This window comes from Streptomyces sp. NPDC008121, from assembly GCF_042957155.1.
In the GTDB taxonomy this organism is placed as follows: domain Bacteria; phylum Actinomycetota; class Actinomycetes; order Streptomycetales; family Streptomycetaceae; genus Streptomyces.
In genome coordinates, this window is record NZ_JBIBHT010000009.1 from 395,493 (window position 1) to 415,123 (window position 19,631).

Genomic DNA, 19,631 nt, shown 5'->3' on the forward strand with positions numbered 1-19,631 from the left:
CGTTGGTCCCCGTGGCGGGACGCGCGCGCTCAGGCCCAGACCCCCCGGTCGGTGAGCACCGTGCGCAGCGTCTCCAGATGATCGGTCATGATGCCATCCACCCCCAGGTCGAGGAGAGAGTTCATCCGCTCCGGATCGTTGACGGTCCACACGTGCACCTGAAGCCCGCGGGCGTGCGCCTCCCGGACGAAACGCCGGTCGACCACGGTCACGCCTCCCTGCCGCTCCGGGACCTGCGCGGCGACGGCCCCGGCGCGCAGCGCCGCCGGAATGCCGAGGGAGCGCAGCCGCAGAGCGAGCACCCCCTTCACGCCGAACGAGGTGGCGAGGCGGGGCCCGGCCAGGCGCTGGGCGCGCGCGACCCGGCTCTCGGTGAAGGAACCGACGCAGACCCGGTCCCAGGCGTCCGCCCGGCGGATCAGCTCGACCAGCGGGACCAGCGACGACTCCGCCTTCAGGTCCACGTTCCAGCGCGCCTCGGGGAACTCCGCGAGGAGATCCTCGAAGAGGGCGAGCGGCTCCTTGCCCGCCACCCGCGCCTCCCGCACCGCCGCCCACGGCAGGTCGCGGATCCGGCCGGTGGCGTCCGTGACCCGGTCGAGCGTGGAGTCGTGGAAGGCGACCAGGGCGCCGTCCGCCGTGGTGTGCACATCGGTCTCGAAATAGCGGTACCCGGCCGCGGCGGCGCGGCGGAAGGCCGCCGCGGTGTTCTCCAGGCCGTCCGCCGTGCCGCCGCGGTGGGCGAACGGGATGGGGGAGGGGTGGTCCAGATAGGGATGGCGTACGCGAGTCACCGCCGCAGTATGGCCTGCTCCGGTGTCCCCGAGGCGACCGCGGTGCTGCTTTCCTCCTGCCCGGGGACGGCGAACCGGCGCAGGAAGAACTGCGCGAGGGGCCCGATGGCCAGGGCGTAGAGGACCGTTCCGACGCCCACCGAGCCGCCGAGCAGGAAGCCGGAGGCCACGACGCCGATCTCGATCGCCGTCCGCACCAGCCGGATCGAACGGCCCGTGATCCGGTGCAGCCCGGTCATCAGGCCGTCGCGCGGGCCGGGCCCGAGACGGGCCGCGATGTACAGACCGGTCGCCACGCCGTTCAGAAGGATGCCGAGGACGAGCAGGGCGATGTGGCCGGCCACTCCGTCCACCTCGGGGACGAGCGCCAGCGTGCCGTCCATCGCCAGGCCGACCACGAAGACGTTGGAGACGGTGCCCAGGCCCGGCTTCTGCCGGATCGGGATCCACAGCAGCAGCACCACGGCGCCGACGATGATCGACACCACGCCGATCGTCAGCCCGGTCCGCTCGGCGAGGCCCTGGTGCAGCACGCCCCAGGGCTCCAGGCCCAGCTCGCCGCGGACCAGGAGCGCCGAGCTGACGCCGTACAGGGCCAGTCCGAGGTAGAGCTGCGCGAGCCGGCGGCTCAGCCGCCGACCGCGCAGGCCGGCGGCGAAGGTCGTGATGGACAACGAGTGCCCCCTGTGTGGTGATGGTGGACTGACCCATGTCACTCTGTGGCGGGGGAACCGATACCAACCATGGCCAATTCGAGGAAGGTGGACTGAATTCCATGGCTCAGTGGACTTCGGCCGTCGGGCCGGCGCAGCTGGCGCGCCAGCTCAAGGCGCAGCAGCCCCGTCCCGCCGGACCGGGAACGCGCAAGCCGCCCGCCTACCGCGCGCTGGCCGACGGCATCCGCCTCCTCGTCCTGGAGGGCAGGGTCCCGGTCGCGGCCCGGCTGCCCGCCGAGCGCGAACTCGCCCTGGCGCTGACCGTGAGCCGTACGACGGTGGCGGCGGCGTACGAGGCGCTGCGCGCCGAGGGCTTCCTGGAGTCGCGGCGCGGCGCCGGAAGCTGGACCGCCGTGCCCGCCGGGAACCCGCTGCCCGCGCGCGGCCTGGAACCGCTGCCGCCCGAGTCGCTGGGCTCGATGATCGACCTGGGGTGTGCGGCGCTGCCCGCCCCCGAGCCGTGGCTGACCCGCGGTATCCAGGGCGCCCTGGAGGAGCTGCCGCCCTACGCCCACACGCACGGCGACTATCCCGCCGGGCTGCCGGCGCTGCGGCAGATGCTCGCCGACCGGTACACCGAGCGGGGCATCCCGACCATGCCCGAGCAGATCATGGTGACGACCGGCGCGATGGGCGCCATCGACGCCATCTGCCACCTCTTCGCCGGCCGCGGCGAGCGGATCGCCGTCGAGTCGCCGTCGTACGCCAACATCCTCCAGCTCATGCGGGAGGCGGGCGCCCGACTGGTCCCCGTCGCCATGGCCGAGGGGCTGACCGGCTGGGACGTCAACCGCTGGCGCCAGGTGCTCCGCGACGCGGCGCCCCGCCTGGCCTACGTCGTCGCCGACTTCCACAACCCCACCGGCGCCCTGGCCGACGAGGACCAGCGGCGGCAGCTGGTCGACGCGGCCCGCTCGGCCGGCACGGTCCTCGTCGTCGACGAGACCATGACCGAGCTGCACCTGGACGACGATCTGGAGATGCCCCGGCCGGTCTGCGCCTTCGACCCGGCCGGTTCGACGGTCCTCACGGTCGGCTCGGCCAGCAAGGCGTTCTGGGCGGGCATGCGCATCGGGTGGGTACGGGCGGCGCCCGACGTCATCCGTTCGCTGGTCGCCGCCCGGGCCTACGCCGACCTCGGCACCCCGGTCCTCGAACAGCTCGGCGTCAACTGGCTGATGCGGACCGGGGGCTGGGAGCAGGCCGTCACGATCCGCCGCGAACAGGCCCGGGAGAACCGCGACGCGCTCGTCGCGGCGGTCCGCGCCGAACTGCCGACGTGGGAGTTCGACGTCCCGCGCGGCGGCCTGACCCTGTGGGTCCGTACGGGCGGCCTCTCCGGCTCTCGTCTCGCGGAGGCGGGCGAACGCGTCGGCGTCCGGGTCCCCTCCGGCCCGCGCTTCGGCGTGGACGGCGCCTTCGAGGGGTACGTCCGCCTGCCGTTCACCGTCGGCGGCCCGGTCGCCGAGGAGGCGGCGTCCCGCCTGGCGGCCGCGGCCCGCCTGGTGGAATCGGGCGCGGGCGCGGCGACGGGGAGCGAGCCGCCGAGGACGTTCGTGGCGTAGGGGGCGGCGCTACGGGGTGGCGAGCCGCCAGCGCGGCCGGCAGGTCGGCGCGGGCCCGCGGTCCGGTTCGCTGTGCCCGCGCGGGCCCGGGGTCGGGTTCGCTGTGCCGCCACCGGTCCGGCCTCGGTGGCCGAGGAGGTCGCCGCCCGCAGGCACCGGGACGACCAGGCCCGGGATCGTTGTGCTTCCCGCAGGCCGAGGGGCTGGTACGGACGAGCGTCCGTACCAGCCCCTCGGCTCTGTCGGCGCGCGCACCGAGGTCGTGGCGCGGGTCGCGTCAGCCCTCGGCGGGCACCGGGGCGGGATGGCGCGTCAGGCCCGGGTCCGGAGCGGGCGCCGCGGGCCCTCCCGCGGTCGGGGCGTACTGCGGCACCGGCGGCGCGTGCACGAGCGGCGGGGCGGGGGCCGGCAGGACCTCGGGACCCGGCGCCGCACCCGGGGAGGGGAAGCCGCTGTGGTCGGCGGCCGCGCCCGTGGCCTGCGGGATCGCGCCGGGGGATGGGGCGCCCAGGGCGCCCACGGCAGCGTCGGGCGACGGGACGACGCCGGTGGACAGTGTGGCGCCCGGATCCGGGGCCGAGCCGGGGGCCGGGTCGATCGCCGCGCCCGTGGCGGCCTGACGCTCGGGCAGCAGGGCCAGGACGGCCTGGCGGTCCGCCTCGCTCGTCGCGTCGTCGTACGGGTCGGGCGTCGCCGGCACCTGGAGGCGCAGCACCGGCCCCGTGCCGAGGCGGGCGTACCCGCGGCCGGGCGGCACGACGGGCACCGGGGTCGTGTGCGGCGCGACGCCGAGGACCCACTCGATCTGCCCCGGCGACGACGGCCCGAGCACGAGCCGGGCGCGCGTGTGCGCCCGTACCGTCTCGCTCAGCGCGTCCACGCTGTCGAACTGCTCCGCCACCACCACCGTGACCTGCGCCGCCCTCCCGTGCCGCAGGGGCACCTGGAGCAGCTCCTGCGGGTCCGGGCGGCCGTCGGCCGCCGCGAGGTGGCCGAGGATGCTCGGGCGGTCCAGCAGGACCCACAGCGGCCGCCTGGTGTCCTCGGGCGCCGGCAGGCCCGCCTGGCGCGCGCGGTTCGCCGCGATCAGCCGCCGCTCGGTCTCGTGCGCCGCCCACTCCAGGCTCGCCAGCGCCCCGGCCAGACCGCACTCCACGGCGAGGACCCCGGCACGGCCGGTCAGACAGGCGTACTCGCCCGTGCCGCCGCCCTCGATGATCAGCACGTCGCCGTGCGGCAGGGCCTGCAGGGCGATCGAGCGCAGCAGGGACGTCGTGCCGCTGCCGGGCTGGCCCACGGCCAGCAGGTGCGGCTCGGTGGAGCGGGGGCCGGTCCGCCAGACGACCGGCGGCGCGTCGGCCGGTCCTTCGGCGGTGTGCACCGGAACGGTCCGCTGGACGGCGTCGGCGTCGGTGAAGCCGAGGACCGTCTCGCCGGGGACGGTGACGAAGCGCTGGGCGGCGATCGTGGTGGGCAGGGCGGCCAGCACGCTCATGACGAGCTGGTTGCCCTCCTCGTCCCAGTCGAAGAGGTACTCGCGGCCGCGACCGGACTTGGCGTGCAGCAGCTGCTCGATGCGGGCGCGGGAGTCGGCCTCCCCGTCGGTGAAGTAGGCGGGGTACCGGATCCGCAGCCGGGTGAGGCGCCCGGCGTCGTCGAAGGCGTGGTCCGTGAAGGCGCCGCTCCAGTCGCCGCCGTGGGAGAAGAGCGGGGCCGGGTCCTCGGGAACGGAGAAGTACGGCACCAGCGCTTCGTACAGGCCCTTGAGGCGTTCGATCTCGGCGTCGTCCGGGCCGGTCTTCACGACCGGACGCTCGTGCCCCTTCCACGCGGCCGCGCCCATCACCGACAGGAGCGCGAGCAGCGGTCCGTACGGGAGGAGGGCGACGGCGACGACGCAGGCCGCGACCACGAACAGCGTGGGACCGCGCCGTTCCTTGGGAGTCGCGGCCCAGCCGGCCCGTGCGGTGGCGGCCAGCCTCCGCAGACCACGCGTGACGGTGATCAGCGGATGGAGCACGTCGGTGGCGCTGTCGGCGGCCGTGCGCGCGATCTCTCGGCTGCGAGCGATCTGTGCGCTGCCGCTGCTCAGAATGCGGGGGAGTGGTCGCCGGGCCACGTCGTACTCCTGGAGTCGTGGAAGGGGCTGAGGGGCGTCAGAACTTGATCCCGCCCAGCAGGCTGGCCAGACTCTGGCCGCCCGCGGTGATGCTCGGGGCGATGGCCGTGCCCGCGAGGTAGAACCCGAAGAGCGAGCAGACCAGGGCGTGGGATGCCTTGAGGCCGTCCTTCTTGAAGAACAGGAAGCAGATGATGCCGAGCAGGACCACGCCTGAGATGGACAGGATCATGAGAGTTCTCCTGGTTGAGGGGGACAGTCACCATGAGTCCTTCCAGATTCACAGAAAGTATCTATACGATTAAAGGTGCATAAGAGGGAAAGTTGGGCGATTTCACTTGACTGGAGGAGGTGACGGCCCCGCCCGACTGGCGAAACGCGCGGCGCGCGGTAGCACGGCGTGGACGGCCCGTCCGGTCCGCTCGGGAGCGGACCACCCGACGGGCTCGGACCGGTCCGGACCGTGCGGGCTGCCGTGATCCTTGCCTCGGACAGACCGGGTCATGTCGCCGGACGGGCAGTACCCTGTCGATTCACTCGTACGGCCGCGCTTGCCGTGCGCAGGTCAGAGGCGGTACAGATCACCCGCGGCGGATCACCCGCCGACGCGGCGACGGTCACCCGCACCCGCACAAGCAACGGAACGAAAGGCGGACACGTCCGATGAGCGAGACTCCGGACCCCGAGGTCATCGAGCTGGCCGGCAAGGTCTTCGACCTGGCACGCACCGGGGACGCCGAGGCGCTGGGCGCGTACGTCGACGCAGGCGTCCCCGCGAACCTCACCAACGACAAGGGCGACACCCTCGTCATGCTCGCCGCCTACCACGGGCACGCCGAGGCGGTGGCCGCCCTCCTCGCCCGCGGGGCCGACGCCGACCGCGCCAACGACCGCGGTCAGACCCCGCTCGCCGGGGCCGTCTTCAAGGGTGAGGAAGCCGTCGTCCGCGCCCTCCTCGCCGGCGGGGCGAATCCGGAAGCGGGCACTCCGTCCGCCGTGGATACTGCTCGGATGTTTGGGAAGACAGAACTCCTGGAATTGTTCGGCGCCTTGTGACACGACGGGTGAACGGGCACTGAACCCCAGGTGAGAGCGGTGTCGTAAATGTGGTCGCGGTGGCGAAATGGCTGGGTCATCATGACGTCGAGCCCGCAAGGGGCCACCGACGAGAGGCAGAGGAAGATGGTCAACACCAAGCGAAGGACGACGGGCGGCCCTCCATGTTGCTGCGCGGCCTAGACGATCACCAGTCTCCGGCACCCCCCGGTTGCGTCGACAGCTTGATGTGAGGCATCTTCCATGTTCGAACCAGTCATAGCGCCGAGCGGCACCCTGCTCGGCCTGTTGCAGAGGGGCCGCGGCGACGGCACCCTGCACGCGCTCGCCGCGCCACGCGCCGAGGCCCTCGCGGCCCTGAACCACTGCGTTCTCCACGACCCCCGCCACGACTGGCAGGTCGAGAACCGCTCCCTCTACTACGCCCGGCTCTACCTCGACCTGCACGGCGGGCTCGAGGAGATCGAGGGCCACCTCTTCCGCGCCGACGACCACTTCGACGCCGAGGAGAACAGGACCGGGCTCGCGCTCGCCGTCCTCGGGCACCTCGCCTCCTACGGCCGCCACGACGCCCTGGTCCTGCTCCGGCGCTACGCCGCGACCGGTGCCAACTGGGCCTGGGCGCTGGACGAGCTCGCCCTGCGCGACGACGACGCCGGACTGCGCTCGCTCGCCGTCCCGGTCCTCGCCCGCTTCCCGGCCACCGCCGAGGGCGACGCCGAGCTGGCGACGGCCGTACGCGACGCCTTCGAGCCCCGGCCGTGGCGGCTGTGGGCCGAGGACCGGCGCGACGCGGTCGGCAGCCGGGTCAGGGCCGCCCAGGAACAGGGCTCCTTCGACCGGTGGCAGCGCCAGATGCGTCCGAGCGGGCCCCGGCCCGGCTGGAGCGTCCAGGCGGTCTTCGACTGGGCCGAGGAAGGCCTGGCGCGCGGCGCCGTCCTGCACGGACCGGCCGCCCGCTGCCTGACCGCCGTCGCCGGACCCGAGGACCGGCCCCTCATCGTCGAGGCCGCCCGCAGCGGCACCGACGGCGCCCGCTGCGCCGCCCTGCACTACCTCGCCGAGGCGAAGGACCCCGCCGTGCTCGACCTCGTCGAGGCCGCCGCCGGCAGCACGTCCCTCACCGTCGCCGAAGCCGCCGTCGCGGCCTTCGAGCGGATGTGCGGAGAGCCCGCCGTGGACCGCGCCCGCGGCTGGATCCACCGGCCCGACGCCCTCGGCACCGCCGCCGCCGGAGTCCTCGCGTGCCGCGGCGGCGCCCAGGACACCCCCCTCGTCCTCGGCGCCCTGCGCGAGACCGTCCGGGCCCAGGGGCCCGACGCCCCCGCCCTCTACCCCCTCGTCGACGGCGCCGGGCGCCTCGGCATCGCCTGCGCGGCGCCCGTGCTGCGCCACGTCTACCGAGAGACCGCCTCCTCGCAACTGCGCGGCCGCACGGCCCGCGCCCTCGCCGCCACCGACCCGACCTTCCCCACCGGCTTCGCCGTCGAATGCCTCTGGGACTGCGAGGAGACCACCCGCGAGATCGCGGCGCTGCACGCCGAGACCGGTGACGTACGAGTCGCGGAGCGCTTGCGGCGCCTGGCCGCCGACCCGGCCGAGGAGGACGAGGTCCAGACGGCGGTACGCAACCGCATAGGCCCGGACCTCCAGGTCTGACACCCCGCCCCCCGGGCCGGCGCGGCCTGCGGCGAGCGAAAGCCGCCGACGTGGCCCCGCCTGGGGGGATGGCGTGGGACGAGGGCGCCGGAAGCCCGACCGGCCGCGGGCCAGGCCTGGCCGGAACGGCCCGGCGGGGCCGGAGAGGCTTCCGACGCCGGCCGCCGGAGCCGAGGCCGAGGAGGCTCGTCACGCGGCCGCCCGGGCCGAGGGGCGAGGAGGCTCGTCACGCGGCCGCCCGGGCCGAGGGGCCAAACGCTCACGGGACGTTCCCCGCCCGTCCAGATCCAAGTCGGCGGGCCCACGCCGGGCAGGACGAGAACACGGTTATGCGTGTCGTCATCGTCAGCGAATCCTTCCCTCCCGACGTCAACGGAGTGGCCCACTGCGCCGAGCAGACCGCTCGCCATCTCGTACGGCGCGGCCATGCCCCGCTCGTCATCGCCCCCGCGGTGCCGGGGCCGGGCGCTCCCAGCGCGTTCAGCGCCGATTCCCCCGTCCATGCCGTACCGGCACCCCTGCCCGAGCCCGTGGGGCCCGGCACCGGGCCCCACGGGCCTCGCTCCGGTCGGTCGCGGCTCGCGGTGTACGGTTCCGGCCGGCGGGCCGGGGGCGAGGGGCCGGCGGTTCCGGCCGGCGACGGCCCGACGTATCCGGTCGTCCGGGTGCCGTCGGTACCGCTGCCCGGCTACCCCCAGGTCCGCGTCGCCCTCCCCAGCCGCCGCGTCGCCGCAGCCATCGCCGCGCACCGGCCCGACATCGTCCATCTCGCGAGCCCTTTCGTGCTCGGCGCGCGGGGCATGGCCGCGGCGGCCCGGCTCGGTCTGCCCGCCGTCGCCGTCTACCAGACCGACCTCGCCGGATACGCCCGTACGTACATGGGGACGGGCGAGGCCGCGGCCTGGCGCCGGCTCCGGGCCGTCCACGGCGCGGCCGACCGCACCCTCGCGCCCTCCACCGCCGCCGTACGCGACCTGGAGGCCCACGGCGTCGGACGCGTACGGATCTGGCGGCGCGGTGTCGACACCGACCGCTTCCGGCCCGCCCTGCGCGACGAGGCCCTGCGCCGTGAACTGGCCCCCGGCGGCGAACTGCTCGTCGGCTACGTCGGACGACTTGCCCCCGAGAAGCGGGTCGAGCTGCTCTCCGGGCTGTGCGCGCTGCCCGGCGTCCGGGTGGTGGTCGTCGGGGACGGGCCCAGCGAGCCCGGCCTGCGGGCGGCGCTGCCCGGCGCGGTCTTCCTCGGCCGCCGCACCGGCCCCGACCTCGCCCGGATCTTCGCCTCGCTCGACGTGTTCGCCCACACCGGGCCGTACGAGACGTTCTGCCAGACCGTGCAGGAGGCCATGGCGAGCGGCGTCCCCGTCGTCGCCCCCGCCGCCGGCGGCCCGTTGGACCTCGTCGAGCACCGCCGTACCGGCCTCCTCGTCCCACCGGACGACGCCGCCGCCCTGCGCGACGCGGTCGCCTCGCTCGCCGGCGCGCCTGCCCTGCGCGCCGCCTTCGCCCGCGCGGGCCGCGCGGAGGTCGAAGGCCGCACCTGGGAGGCGGTCGGGGACGAGCTGATCGGCCACTACCTGGAGGTCCTGCGCGAGCGGACGGCGGTGGCGGCGTGAACCGGGCGACCGACGGAACGGTGGCAGAGCCCAGGGGCGACCGGGAGCTGGAGGCGAGCGCCGGTCGGATCGCCGATGGGGCGGGCCGGCCGGGCGACCGTACCGCCCAGGCCCCGGGAGGGACCGGGGCGCCGCAGGGCGGGAGCGGCGCCGGGCCGCTGCGGATCGTCCGGCTCGCCAACTTCGTCACACCCACCTCGGGCGGTCTGCGCACGGCCCTCGAACAGCTCGGGCGCGGCTACCGCACCGCGGGCCACGAGCCCGTCCTCGTCGTCCCCGGCGACGTGGCGAGCGACCACATGACCGAACAGGGCCGGGTCATCACCCTCCCCGGGCCCGTCCTGCCCGGCACCGGCGGCTACCGCGTCCTCGCCGACCGGCCCCGGCTGCGCCGGGTCCTGGACGCCCTCGCCCCCGACCGGCTGGAGGTCTCCGACCGGACGACCCTGCGCTGGACGGGGGAGTGGGCGCGTCGCGCCCGGGTGCCGGCGGTGATGGTCTCCCACGAGACCGCGGACGGCGTGCTGCGGACCTGGGGGCTGCCCGGGGCGGCCGCCACGCGCGCGGCGGACCGGTTCAACCGCCGCACCGCGTGGGCCTACTCCCGGATCGTGTGCACGACGGAGTGGGCGGAACGGGAGTTCGTACGGATCGGGGCCCGGAACGTCGTCCGGGCGCCGCTCGGCGTGGACCTGCTGCGGTGCCGGCCGGGGCGGCGGAGCACCGTCCTACGGGCCGCGCACGCGGACGGCGAGCGGGTGCTCCTGCTGCTCTGCTCGCGGCTCTCGGTGGAGAAGCGGCCGGGGTCGGCGCTCGACACGCTCGCGGAACTACGGGCCCGCGGGGTGCGGGCGGCGCTGGTGGTGGCCGGGGACGGGCCGCTGCGGGGCGCGCTGGAGCGGCGGGCGAGGGAGCAACGGCTGCCGGTGCGGTTCCTCGGGCACGTGGCCGACCGCGAGGCCCTGGCGGATCTCCAGGCCGCCGCCGACGTGTGCCTGGCGCCGGGGCCCGCGGAGACCTTCGGCCTCTCGGCCCTGGAGGCCCTCGCCTGCGGCACGCCCGTCGTCGCCAGCTCCTCCTCCGCCCTGCCCGAGGTCATCGGCGACGCCGGGGCCTGCGCCCCGGACGACCCGGCCGCCTTCGCCGCGGCCGTGCACGGCCTCCTCACCCGGCCGGAACCCGAACGCCGCACCGCCGCACGCGCGCGTGCCGAACTCTTCGGCTGGGACCGCTCCGTCGCCGCCTTCCTCCAGGCCCACGACGCCGCCTGTGCCGCCCTCCCGGCCTCTCCCGCACCGAGGACGGTGCTCGCATGACGACCCGGGTCACGACGATCCTGCCGACCGCCCGGACGGCGGCTCCGATGGCGGCCCCGATGGCGGCGCTGACGACCGTCCCGGCGACGTCCCCGGCAGCGGCGCTCCCTGACGACGGGCACCTCGCCGTCGCCGATCGCGTGACCGTTGCCGTGCCGGGCGAGGACCGGGTTGCCGTCCCTGCGACGCGCCTGGCGGCCGCCCCGCCAGCGGCGCTCCCTGACGACGGACACCTCGCCGTCGCCGACCGTGTCACGGCCCCGGCCGTGCCGGGCGCCGATCGCGTGAGCGTCGTCGTGCCGGGCGAGGACCGGGCTACCGTCCCGGCGGCGCCCGCCGCTGACCGCGTCACGGCCGCTGCGGCGCCCGTCACCGACCGCCCCGCGGCCCCGGCCGTGCCGGTCGCCGGTCGCGTCACGGCCGCTGTGGCGGGCCCACACCCCCCGGCCCCTGCGAAGGGCTCGCACCGCACGGCCGGCGCACGGACAGCGCACGACCGCGCGCCGCGAGCCTCGGCCCAGGCCGGGTCCCTCCCCGGCCCCGCCTCCCCGACCCCGCCCGCCCCCACCCCCCTCCGGTTCGCCGCGCTGGGGGACTCGCTCTCCGAGGGCGTCGGGGACCGGGTCGACGGTGGGTGGCGGGGGTGGGCCGTGCTGCTCGCGGGTGGGCTCGGCGGGCCGGGGCGTCGGGTGGAGTTCCGGAACTTCGCCGTCAGCGGGGCGCAGAGCCGCGACGTCGCCGAGCTCCAGGCCGCGCGGGCGCTGGCCTTCCGGCCGGACGTCGCCTCGGTCGTCGTCGGCGTCAACGACACCCTGCGCCACACCTTCGACATCGAGCGGTTCGCCCGCCGCCTCGACCGTGTCTGCGGCGACCTCGCCGCCGAGGGAGCCGTACTCCTCACGGCCTGCCTTCCCGATCCCGGCCGGATGCTCGGTCTCCCCGCGCCGCTCGCCCGGCCGCTCGCCCGGCGCCAGCGGGCCGTCAATGCCCTCGTCCATGCCGTCTCCGCCCGCTACGGCGCCGTCCACCTCCATCTCGCCAACACCGCCTGGACCGACGACCGCACCCTGTGGAGCGCGGACCGGCTGCATCCCGGCGAGCGCGGCCACCGCGTGATCGCCGCGCGGTTCCACGCGCTGCTCGCCGACCGGGGCCTCGCCCAGGGTGCCCCTCCCTCCACCGCGCCCGACCGGCCCCCGCCCAGCCGCGCCGACGCCCTGCTCTGGCTGGCCACCGCGGGCACCGGCTGGGTCGCCCGCCGCTGCCGCGACCTGCTGCCCCAGCTCCTCGCCCTGGCGGGAAGCGAGCTGCGGCACCGGGCGGCCGGCACCGACGCCCTTCTCGACCGTCGGGCCGCCCACTCCCTGGCGGCCGCGCTCGCCGTGGTGTCGCCAGGCCCCGGGACGCCGGTCACGCCGACAATGGGGGCATGAGCGGGCGCTGGGAGTTCTGGATCGACCGGGGCGGCACCTTCACGGACGTCGTGGGCCGGCGTCCCGACGGCCGGCTCGTCACCCGCAAGCTCCTCTCCCACGACCCGTCCCGACCGCACGACGCGGCCGTCGCCGGGATCCGGCTCCTGCTGGGCCTCGGCCCCGGCGACCCCGTTCCCGCCGACGCGATCGACGTCGTGAAGATGGGTACCACCGTCGCGACCAACGCCCTCCTGGAGCGCCGTGGCGAGCCGACCCTCCTCCTCGTCACCGAGGGGTTCCGCGACGCCCTGCGCATCGCCTACCAGAACCGGCCCCGCCTCTTCGACCGCCACATCGTGCTTCCCGAGGCCGTCTACGAACGGGTCGTCGAAGTCCCCGAGCGGGTCGACGCCCACGGGCGCGTGGTCCGACCGCTCGACGAGGACGCCGTCGCCGGGGAGCTGGCGGCCGCCCGCCGCGACGGCTACCGCTCCGCGGCCGTCGTCCTCATGCACGGCTACCTCCGCCCCGCCCACGAGGCCCGGATCGCCGAACTCGCCAGGGCGGCCGGCTTCACCCAGGTCAGCTGCTCCCACGAGGTCAGTCCGCTCATCAAACTCGTCCCCCGGGGAGACACCACCGTCGTCGACGCCTACCTCTCCCCGATCCTGCGTCGCTACGTCGACGAGGTGGCGCGCGAACTCGCCGGGGTCCGGCTGATGTTCATGCAGTCCAACGGCGGCCTGCGCGAAGCCGCGCACTTCCGCGGCAAGGACGCCGTCCTGTCGGGACCCGCCGGCGGGGTCGTCGGCATGGCCCGCACCTCCGGACAGGCCGGCTTCGACCGGGTCATCGGCTTCGACATGGGCGGCACCTCCACCGACGTGTCCCACTACGCGGGCGAGTTCGAGCGGGAACTCGGTACACAGGTCGCGGGTGTGCGGATGCGGGCGCCCATGATGAGCATCCACACCGTCGCCGCCGGCGGCGGTTCCGTCCTCCACGACGACGGCCGGCGCTATCGCGTCGGCCCCGACTCCGCCGGTGCCGTTCCCGGCCCCGCCTGCTACCGCCGTGGCGGGCCGCTCACGGTGACCGACGCCAACGTCATGCTCGGCCGCGTCCAGCCCGGCCACTTCCCCGCCGTCTTCGGCCCGTCCGGCGACCAGCCGCTCGACACCGCCGCCGTCCGGGACGGCTTCACGGCGCTCGCCGAGCGGGCCGGCGGCGGCCGCACACCGGAGCAGGTCGCCGCCGGATTCCTGGAGATCGCGGTCCTCGGCATGGCCAACGCCGTCAAGAAGATCTCCGTCCAGCGCGGCCACGACGTCACCCGCTACGCCCTGGCGAGCTTCGGCGGCGCCGGCGGCCAGCACGCCTGCGCCGTCGCCGACGCCCTGGGCATCGACACCGTCCTCGTACCGCCGCTCTCCGGTGTGCTCTCCGCCTACGGCATCGGCCTGGCCGACGCCACCGCCATGCGCCAGCGCTCCGTGGAAGCCGGACTCGACGCCCCGGAGACCCACGCGCGCGTGGCCGCCCTCTGCGCCGAACTCGCCGGCACCACCCGGGCGGAGCTGCGCGCCGACGGCCTCGCCGACGCGGCGATCACCACCCACGCGCGCGTGCTGCTGCGGTACGCCGGGACCGACGCGAGTCTCCCGGTCGACCTCGGCCCCGCCCGGGAGATGGCCGACGCGTTCACCGCCGCCCACCGCACCCGCTACGCCTTCACCATGGACAAGCCGCTCGTCGTCGAGGCGGTCTCGGTGGAGGCCGTGGGCCTCGCCGGGCCCCACGGACCGGTCGTCGTCGACGTACCGCCGCCCGCGGGGGAGCCGGCGCCCCGCGCGACCGTACGGATGTACAGCGCCGGCGAGAGCGCGGACACGCCCCTCCTCCGCCGGGAGGACGTGCGCCCCGGCGACACCGTCACCGGGCCGGCGATCATCGCCGAGGCCGACGCCACCACGGTCGTCGACGCGGGCTGGCGGGCCACGGCCGGGGACACCGGTCACCTGGTCCTCGCGCGCGTGCGGCCCCGTCCCGCGCGGACCGCCCTCGGGACGGAGGTCGACCCCGTCCTGCTGGAGGTCTTCGACAACCTCTTCATGGCGATCGCCGAGCAGATGGGCGTACGCCTGGAGAACACCGCCCACTCCGTCAACATCAAGGAACGCCTGGACTTCTCCTGCGCCCTCTTCGACGCCGACGGCAACCTCATCGCCAACGCCCCGCACATCCCCGTCCACCTCGGCTCCATGGGCGAGTCCATCAAGGAGGTGCTGCGTCGCCGCGGCGGCGACGAGCTGCGCCCCGGCGACGTGTACGCGATCAACGACCCGTACCACGGAGGCACGCACCTCCCCGATGTCACCGTCGTGACCCCGGTGTTCGACCCGTCCGGCGAGAACCTGCTCTTCCTCGTGGCCTCGCGCGGCCACCACGCCGAGATCGGCGGCATCACCCCGGGCTCGATGCCCGCGTTCAGCCGGACCGTCCACGAGGAGGGCGTCCTCTTCGACAACTGGCTCCTCGTCCGGGACGGGCGGCTGCGCGAGGCGAAGACGCGGGCGCTGCTGACCGGCGCCCGCCACCCCTCGCGCGACCCGGACACCAACCTCGCCGATCTACGCGCCCAGATCGCCGCGAACGAGAAGGGCATCGAGGAACTGCGGTCCATGGTCGACGAGTTCGGGATCGACGTCGTCCACGCCTACATGCGGCACGTGCGCGCCCACGCCGAGGAGTCCGTCCGGCGGATCGTCGCCGGGCTGCGGGACGGCGCGTACCGCTACGAGACGGACAGCGGGGCGGTCATCCGGGTCGCGGTGCGGGTGGACCGCGAACGGCGCTCCGCGGTCATCGACTTCACCGGCACCTCGGCCCAGCTCCCGGGCAACGCCAACACCCCCACGTCCGTGGTCATGGCCGCCGTCCTGTACGTCTTCCGCACCCTCGTCGACGACGACATCCCGCTCAACAGCGGTTGTCTGGAACCCCTGGAGATCCGGGTCCCGCCGGGGTCGATGCTGGCGCCCGCCTACCCCGCCGCGACGGTGGCGGGCAACGTGGAGACCTCCCAGGCGGTCACCGGCGCCCTCTACGCGGCCCTGGGCGTGCAGGCCGAGGGCTCCGGCACCATGAACAACGTCACCTTCGGCGACGCGCGCCTGCAGTACTACGAGACGGTCGCCAACGGCTCGGGCGCCGGAGAGGGCTTCAATGGGGCCGACGCCGTCCAGACCCATATGACCAACTCCCGTCTGACCGACCCCGAGATCCTGGAGTGGCGCTACCCCGTCCGCGTCGACTCCTTCGCGGTCCGGGCCGGCAGTGGCGGGCGCGGACGGTGGCGGGGCGGCGACGGCGTCGAACGCCGCATCCGCTTCCTCGCCCCGATGACGCTCGCCCTCCTCACCGGCCACCGGCGGGTCCCGCCGTACGGCATGGCGGGCGGTGATCCGGGATCCCTCGGCGAGAACACGGTCGAACGCGCCGACGGCACCGTCGACCGTCTCGACGGCGTCGACGCGCTCGACGTGCGCCCGGGCGACGTCCTGGTCCTGCGCACCCCGGGCGGCGGGGGCTACGGGCCCCCGGAACGGGAGGAGCCGCCGCCACAGGAGACCTCCGGCCCACGCCCCGGAGGCGGCTGCGCCCCCGTGGACCGCTGAGCCGCCACCCCCGGAGATCGACTAGCGCGAAGCGGTACGAACCGGCAGGAAACGTACCGCCGTCCCCGGTACCGCCTGCGCCGCGGCCGCCAGGTCGTCCTCCCGCACCACCGCCACGACCGGATAGCCGCCCGTCGTCGGATGGTCGGCCAGGAACACCACCGGGCGCCCGTCCGGCGGGACCTGCACCGCCCCCAGGACCATGCCCTCGCTGGGCAGTTCGCCCGTGACGGTCCGTTCCAGGGGCGGGCCCTCCGTGCGCAGACCGATGCGGTTGCTCGACGGCGAGACCCGGTACGCGCGCGTGGCGAGCGTTTCCAGCGCCGCGGGCGAGAACCAGTCGTGCCGGGGACCGAGCCGGACCCGCAGGACGAGTTCGTCCGGCGGTCCCGGCCAGGGTGGCGCGTCGACCGCGACCCGGGCGGCCGGCTCGGCCCCGAGCGGCAGGACCGTCCCGACCGTCAGCGGGGCCGGTCCGAGCCCCGACAACAGGTCGGTGGAGCGGCTGCCGAGGACCGGCTCCACGGCGACACCCCCGCCGAAGGCGACATACCCGCGCAGCCCGCGCACGGCCGGCCCGACGTCGAGGAGCGCCCCGGCCGCGACCCGTACCGCCGTTCCCCAGGCCACCGGCCGCCCGTCGACCGTGACCGGGCCCGGTGCGCCGCCGACGGCGACCGTCACCGCGCACCGGGGCCGTACCGCACATCCGTCGACGGTCGTCTCCAGGACCGCCGCGTCCTCCGCGTTGCCGACCAGCCGGTTGACGAGCTGCGCCGCCCCCGCGTCGAGGGCCCCCGACCGGGGCACCCCCAGATGCGCGTGACCCGCGCGCCCCAGGTCCTGCACGGTGGTCAGCGCCCCGGCCCGTACGACGGCGACAGCACGGTCGGTCATCGCCCGGCCACCACGAAACGCACGCGCGTGCCCGGCGCCAGCAGCGCGGCCGGCTCCCGCGCGGTGTCCCACAGCACCACGTCCGTGGAGCCGATGAGCTGCCAGCCGCCGGGGGAGGAGCGTGGGTACACGCCGGTGTACGGCCCGGCGAGCGCGACCGAACCGGCCGGGACGGCGGTACGGGGGGTGGCCCGGCGCGGCACCTCGTACCGCTCGCCGAGCCCCGTCAGATAACCGAACCCCGGCGCGAAACCGCAGAACGCCACCCGGAAGTCGGCCGCCGCGTGGAGGCGTACGGCCGCCTCCTCGGAGACCCCCCACAGCGCGGCGACCTCCGCCAGGTCGGGGCCGTCGTAGCGGACCGGCACCTCCACCGCCCGCTCCACGCGCGCGTGGAGCGGCGGAACCGTCCACTCCCGCAACTGCCCCGCCCACGTGTCGGGGGCGTCGACCCCGTCCAGCAGTACGGTCCGCGCCGCCGGCACGATCTCCCGTACGGCGGGCAGGGCGCCGCTCTCCCTGCGCCGCAGCAGCTCGGCGTGGAACGCCTCCGCCGCCTCCCCGCTCGCCAGCTCGACGAGCAGCGCCCGCTCGCCGACCCGGAGCACCCGGGGCGCCGTCATACGAACGCCTCCACCCGCACGCCCGCGGCCTCGAGACCGGCACGCACCCGCCGGGCGAGGTCCACCGCGCCCGGGGTGTCGCCGTGCAGACAGAGCGACCGCGCCCGGACGGTGACGGGCCGTCCGCAGTGCGCGGTGACCCGGCCGGACCGGACCATGGACACGGACCGTGCCACGACCTCGTCCGGGTCGGTGACGACGGCCCCCTCCCGCCCCCGTGGCAGCAGGGAGCCGTCCGCCGTGTACGCCCGGTCGCCGAAGGCCTCCGGGACCACCGGCAGACCCGCTGCCCCGGCCGCCTCGTGCAACCGCGAGCCGGGCAGCCCGAGCACCGGAAGCCCCCCGCCGCCCGCCAGCAGGACGCCGTCGACGACCGCCCGCGCCTGCTCCTCGTCGTGGACCACCCGGTTGTAGAGCGCGCCGTGCGGCTTGACGTACGCGACCCGTGACCCCGCCGCCCGCGCGAAGACCTCCAGCGCCCCGATCTGATAGGCGATCTCGGCGGCCAGCTCGTCCGCCGGGACCTCCATCGAGCGCCGGCCGAAGCCGGCCAGATCGCGGTAGGAGACCTGCGCGCCGATCCGTACCCCGCGCGCCGCCGCCAGCTCGCAGACGCGCCGCATGGTCACCGCGTCCCCGGCGTGGAACCCGCAGGCCACGTTGGCGCTGGTGACCACCGAGAGCAACCGCTCGTCGTCGGTCAGCGTCCAGCGGCCGAATCCCTCCCCGAGGTCGGCGTTGAGGTCGATCGAGCCCGAGGTCATGGTGTCGGTACCTTCCGTGTCATACGAGTTCCCTTCCGCGGGTCTCCGGGAGCCCGAGCAGAGCCAGGACGGCGAGGCCGTAGCCGACGGCCCCGAAGACCAGCGCGCCGCCGACGCCCCAGCTCTCGGAGAGGAAGCCGACGAGGGTCGGGAAGACCGCGCCCACCGCGCGGCCGGTGTTGTAGGTGAATCCCTGGCCCGTTCCCCGTACCGCCGTCGGGTACAAATCCGCCAGGAAGGAGCCGAAACCGCTGAAGATGGCCGACATGCAGAAGCCGAGCGGGAAGCCGAGGACGAGGACGAGCGTGTTCGCCCCGGCGGGGATGTGGGTGTAGGCGAGGACGCAGACGGCGGAGAGGACGGCGAAGAGCGCGATGTTCTTCTTCCGGCCGAGCCGGTCGGTGAGGTAGCCCCCGGTCAGATAGCCGATGAAGGCGCCCGAGATCAGGAAGGCGAGATATCCGCCCGTGCCGACCACGGACAGCCCCCGCTCGGTCTTGAGATAGGTCGGGACCCAGGTCGCGAGGGTGTAGTAGCCGCCCTGCACGCCCGTCGACAGCAGCACCGCGAAGAGCGTCGTGCGCAGCAGCGACGGCTTGAAGACGGCGGTGAACGACCCGCGGTCGGCGCTCGTCCGCCGCGCCTCGGCGGCCCGCGGGGCGTCCTCGACGTTCCGCCGGATGTAGACCACCAGCAGCGCGGGCAGCGCGCCGGTCCAGAACATGACCCGCCAGGCGGTGTCGGCGTCGACGAACCGGAAGACCAGGGTGTAGACGATCACGGCCAGCGCCCAGCCGGCCGCCCAGGCGCTCTGGACGCCGCCGAGGGTGCGGCCCCGGTGCTTGGCGGAGGCGTACTCGGCGACCAGGATCGCGCCGACCGCCCATTCGCCGCCGAAGCCGAGGCCCTGGAGGGCACGGAAGACCAGCAGCGTCTCGTAGTTCGGGGCGAAGCCGCACAGGACGGTGAAGAGCGCGTACGTGACGACCGTGATCATCAACGCCTGCACCCGGCCGACGCGGTCGGCGAGGATGCCGGCGAGCGCGCCGCCCACCGCCGAGACGACGAGGGTGACGGTGGTCAGCAGGCCGGTCTGGCCCTTGTCGAGACCGAAGGCGGCGGCGATGGCCACCATCGAGAGCGGCAGCGTGAAGAAGTCGTAGGAATCCAGGGCGTATCCGCCGAAAGCACCGCCGAAGGCGCGCCGACCGCGTGGCCCGAGGGCGCGCAGCCAGGCGAACGCGCCTGTGTCGTCGGGACGTTCGCCCGGGGTCCGGCGCCGGGTCTGTGTCGTGCTCATCTGCACCTCGCAGGGGGAGAGGCGTGCCTGAGGACGTGCGGGAGGACCGTGCGTTGCCGTGCCGTGCGGTGTCGTCAACGTAGAGGATCGTTCAACGATCCGACAAGAGGTACG

The 19,631-nt window shown here is 75.2% G+C and carries 15 protein-coding genes; 7 read left to right on the forward strand and 8 right to left on the reverse strand.

The features are described from left to right. Nucleotides 1–29 precede the first annotated feature (29 nt). Both ACFZBD_RS29225 and ACFZBD_RS29230 read right to left on the reverse strand, forming a co-directional pair. Entirely contained in the window at nucleotides 30–794 is a 765-nt protein-coding gene (locus ACFZBD_RS29225; RefSeq protein ID WP_391145220.1) for a glycerophosphodiester phosphodiesterase family protein, read from the reverse strand. Beyond that, nucleotides 791–1,468, reverse strand: a complete 678-nt coding sequence (locus ACFZBD_RS29230) for a YitT family protein (protein ID WP_391145222.1) — start codon at nucleotides 1,466–1,468, stop codon at nucleotides 791–793. Before ACFZBD_RS29230 ends, ACFZBD_RS29225 begins: the two co-directional genes overlap by 4 nt. A gap of 101 nt (nucleotides 1,469–1,569) precedes the next feature. Here ACFZBD_RS29230 and ACFZBD_RS29235 point away from each other — a divergent pair, with 101 nt between their 5' ends. Next, on the forward strand, nucleotides 1,570–3,075 hold the full coding sequence (locus ACFZBD_RS29235) for an aminotransferase class I/II-fold pyridoxal phosphate-dependent enzyme (protein WP_391145225.1): 1,506 nt from the start codon (nucleotides 1,570–1,572) through the stop codon (nucleotides 3,073–3,075). A 277-nt stretch (nucleotides 3,076–3,352) separates the two neighbouring features. Here ACFZBD_RS29235 and ACFZBD_RS29240 read toward each other — a convergent pair whose 3' ends face one another. Both ACFZBD_RS29240 and ACFZBD_RS29245 read right to left on the reverse strand, forming a co-directional pair. Next, nucleotides 3,353–5,194, reverse strand: coding sequence for a hypothetical protein (locus ACFZBD_RS29240; protein WP_391145229.1), 1,842 nt, complete (start codon nucleotides 5,192–5,194; stop codon nucleotides 3,353–3,355). 37 nt (nucleotides 5,195–5,231) lie between these two features. Next, nucleotides 5,232–5,426, reverse strand: a complete 195-nt coding sequence (locus tag ACFZBD_RS29245) for a hypothetical protein (RefSeq protein ID WP_361232465.1) — start codon at nucleotides 5,424–5,426, stop codon at nucleotides 5,232–5,234. Nucleotides 5,427–5,857: 431 nt separating this feature from the next. On the opposite strand from ACFZBD_RS29245, the gene ACFZBD_RS29250 reads away from it, so the two are divergent. From ACFZBD_RS29250 to ACFZBD_RS29275, 6 genes are all read left to right on the forward strand, one after another. Further along, nucleotides 5,858–6,250 (forward strand): ankyrin repeat domain-containing protein, encoded by a 393-nt coding sequence (locus ACFZBD_RS29250; RefSeq protein WP_391145232.1) that lies wholly within the window; start codon nucleotides 5,858–5,860, stop codon nucleotides 6,248–6,250. Between the two features lie 243 nt (nucleotides 6,251–6,493). After that, nucleotides 6,494–7,909, forward strand: a complete 1,416-nt coding sequence (locus ACFZBD_RS29255; RefSeq protein WP_391145234.1) for a HEAT repeat domain-containing protein — start codon at nucleotides 6,494–6,496, stop codon at nucleotides 7,907–7,909. Nucleotides 7,910–8,238: 329 nt separating this feature from the next. Beyond that, the gene (locus ACFZBD_RS29260) at nucleotides 8,239–9,525 is read left to right on the forward strand and encodes a glycosyltransferase (protein ID WP_391145237.1); all 1,287 of its coding nucleotides are present in this window, start codon (nucleotides 8,239–8,241) and stop codon (nucleotides 9,523–9,525) included. A 158-nt stretch (nucleotides 9,526–9,683) separates the two neighbouring features. After that, a complete protein-coding gene (locus ACFZBD_RS29265) occupies nucleotides 9,684–10,841 on the forward strand; it encodes a glycosyltransferase (RefSeq protein ID WP_391145362.1) in 1,158 nt (385 codons plus the stop codon). A 587-nt stretch (nucleotides 10,842–11,428) separates the two neighbouring features. Beyond that, the gene (locus ACFZBD_RS29270; protein ID WP_391145365.1) at nucleotides 11,429–12,274 is read left to right on the forward strand and encodes a GDSL-type esterase/lipase family protein; all 846 of its coding nucleotides are present in this window, start codon (nucleotides 11,429–11,431) and stop codon (nucleotides 12,272–12,274) included. Next, a complete protein-coding gene (locus tag ACFZBD_RS29275) occupies nucleotides 12,271–15,933 on the forward strand; it encodes a hydantoinase B/oxoprolinase family protein (protein ID WP_391145240.1) in 3,663 nt (1,220 codons plus the stop codon). Before ACFZBD_RS29270 ends, ACFZBD_RS29275 begins: the two co-directional genes overlap by 4 nt. A gap of 21 nt (nucleotides 15,934–15,954) precedes the next feature. Here the strand turns inward: ACFZBD_RS29275 and ACFZBD_RS29280 are convergent, their stop codons facing one another. The 4 genes from ACFZBD_RS29280 to ACFZBD_RS29295 are packed head-to-tail and all read right to left on the reverse strand — an operon-like array spanning nucleotide 15,955 to nucleotide 19,517. Continuing rightward, complete coding sequence (locus ACFZBD_RS29280; protein ID WP_391145241.1) at nucleotides 15,955–16,830, reverse strand: 5-oxoprolinase/urea amidolyase family protein; 876 nt, start codon at nucleotides 16,828–16,830, stop codon at nucleotides 15,955–15,957. After that, a complete protein-coding gene (gene pxpB, locus ACFZBD_RS29285) occupies nucleotides 16,827–17,453 on the reverse strand; it encodes a 5-oxoprolinase subunit PxpB (protein WP_391145243.1) in 627 nt (208 codons plus the stop codon). Before pxpB ends, ACFZBD_RS29280 begins: the two co-directional genes overlap by 4 nt. Beyond that, nucleotides 17,450–18,217, reverse strand: coding sequence for a 5-oxoprolinase subunit PxpA (locus tag ACFZBD_RS29290; protein WP_391145247.1), 768 nt, complete (start codon nucleotides 18,215–18,217; stop codon nucleotides 17,450–17,452). The genes pxpB and ACFZBD_RS29290 overlap by 4 nt, the downstream gene beginning before the upstream one ends. Before the next feature lie 19 nt (nucleotides 18,218–18,236). Beyond that, a complete protein-coding gene (locus ACFZBD_RS29295) occupies nucleotides 18,237–19,517 on the reverse strand; it encodes an MFS transporter (protein WP_391145249.1) in 1,281 nt (426 codons plus the stop codon). Between the last annotated feature and the right edge of the window lie 114 nt (nucleotides 19,518–19,631).

Coding starts and splice junctions, on each gene's coding strand:
- ACFZBD_RS29235 (WP_391145225.1), top strand. CDS start 1,570: ATGGCTCAGTGGACTTCGGCCGTCGGGCCGGCGCAGCTGGCGCGCCAG.
- ACFZBD_RS29245 (WP_361232465.1), bottom strand. CDS start 5,426: ATGATCCTGTCCATCTCAGGCGTGGTCCTGCTCGGCATCATCTGCTTC.
- ACFZBD_RS29250 (WP_391145232.1), top strand. CDS start 5,858: ATGAGCGAGACTCCGGACCCCGAGGTCATCGAGCTGGCCGGCAAGGTC.
- ACFZBD_RS29255 (WP_391145234.1), top strand. CDS start 6,494: ATGTTCGAACCAGTCATAGCGCCGAGCGGCACCCTGCTCGGCCTGTTG.
- ACFZBD_RS29260 (WP_391145237.1), top strand. CDS start 8,239: ATGCGTGTCGTCATCGTCAGCGAATCCTTCCCTCCCGACGTCAACGGA.
- ACFZBD_RS29275 (WP_391145240.1), top strand. CDS start 12,271: ATGAGCGGGCGCTGGGAGTTCTGGATCGACCGGGGCGGCACCTTCACG.
- ACFZBD_RS29280 (WP_391145241.1), bottom strand. CDS start 16,830: ATGACCGACCGTGCTGTCGCCGTCGTACGGGCCGGGGCGCTGACCACC.
- pxpB (WP_391145243.1), bottom strand. CDS start 17,453: ATGACGGCGCCCCGGGTGCTCCGGGTCGGCGAGCGGGCGCTGCTCGTC.
- ACFZBD_RS29290 (WP_391145247.1), bottom strand. CDS start 18,217: ATGACCTCGGGCTCGATCGACCTCAACGCCGACCTCGGGGAGGGATTC.
- ACFZBD_RS29295 (WP_391145249.1), bottom strand. CDS start 19,517: ATGAGCACGACACAGACCCGGCGCCGGACCCCGGGCGAACGTCCCGAC.